Annotated in this window: 1 protein-coding gene and 1 pseudogene; one reads left to right on the forward strand and one right to left on the reverse strand. The window is 33.3% G+C overall.

All coding sequences use genetic code 11. From position 1 onward, the window contains the following. Positions 1 to 58 precede the first annotated feature (58 nt). Positions 59 to 453, forward strand: a pseudogene (locus TY19_RS12630) (hypothetical protein); the annotation flags it as partial. A gap of 117 nt (positions 454 to 570) precedes the next feature. Here TY19_RS12630 and TY19_RS02825 read toward each other — a convergent pair. Beyond that, a partial coding sequence (locus TY19_RS02825; RefSeq protein WP_042279983.1) for a peptidase C39 family protein occupies positions 571 to 1,398 on the reverse strand: 828 nt, incomplete at its 5' end.

Here is a 1,398-nt window from a genome sequence, read left to right on the forward strand (position 1 = left end):
GAGCGTAGAAGAGTAGCACATTTAAGCATTTATTTTATTTCTCGTGACTACACTATCTAAGCACTTTTATGGTTATGTTACTAAATACTTAGTTAAAAAATTTCCAAAGTTAATGAGTACTAGCCGCTTTGTTTATTTAAAGAAGAATCTCTTTATTCCTTTATTTGCTTACCTTTTAGACAAAAAAAGTCGAAATAACACGAATTGCTTTTATTGATTCTATATCGATAGATATTTGCCATAATAAACGCATTAAACAGAAAATGATCAATTAAAAAATATTTTTCAATTTGAACAGACACGCCACAGAAACGCCGAAAATTTTTTAATTAATTATTAGCTAGGATTACCTGCCTATACTCATAGCTAGGATTACCTGCCTATACTCATCAACCTAAAAAGCCATCTATAAACTTAGCAGAGCAGCATTGCCTGTTGTTAATGGCTGCCTAAAAACCCAAAATTCAGTTTATTAACCTCCTTCAATTGAATAAGCAATTACTTAAAATCAAAGATTCACAGATGATAGGACAGAAAAATAGTTTACTTATGAAGATTTGATTTAAAATCTTACTGATCAAAAACATAAACGATTCCTTTTCGTCTACCCCAAGCTACTAGAAAATCATCCAAAGCATATGTGACATGGGTTAACTCATTTGTAGAAAACGCTGGATCCATACAAAATACTTCTTGTTTTTTTGAATCATACCCTTTCACCACTAATAGGTGTCCTGACTCATAAGGAAGAGCACTGCCTTTTAATGGTCCTTTTATGCTTACTACAACAGGATATCCTTTACGTAATTGATCAACAATTTGATTAAAATTTGTAAAGCGAGCTACAAAGCAATTCCAAGGATTTCCGAGTTTGTGGGAAGCTTGTGCAGTGTTTAAAATCCAGCTCCCATATATATCGAATGCAGAGTCTATAACGGTATCTGCAAATTCAAGCGGTGAGAGATTCAAAGAATTTGATAAAAACCGTATTACAGCAGTTGTAGAAGTTGGTGAGCATAAACGCAAGTGACGTTCATCGGGTAAAGTAATTTGAGAAAGTCCAGCAATTTCTAAGTTAATGAATATATTTTCGAAAGCGGTTGCACTAACTTTATGTGTAGTATGATCTGTAGCAGAAATATGCAACGTTCTAAATTGCTCTAAAGAAGCATTATCTTTCGCTATTACACGAATTCGGAATCCGTTCGCTTTATTGCCTTTTAGAACCTCAACAATATTTTGACAGACTTGTAAGTTTGCTTTAGATAATTTTTTTTTAAATGTATATTGATCATGGGCACCCCAAAACGCATAATCAAGCCATGGAGACCATTTTTTAATAAACAAACTTACTTGAATTAAGTATGACCCCTCTACTGGCCTTTTTGCATCCCAAGA

This window comes from Candidatus Protochlamydia sp. R18 (assembly GCF_000648255.1).
Classification (GTDB): Bacteria; Chlamydiota; Chlamydiia; order Chlamydiales; family Parachlamydiaceae; genus Protochlamydia; species Protochlamydia amoebophila.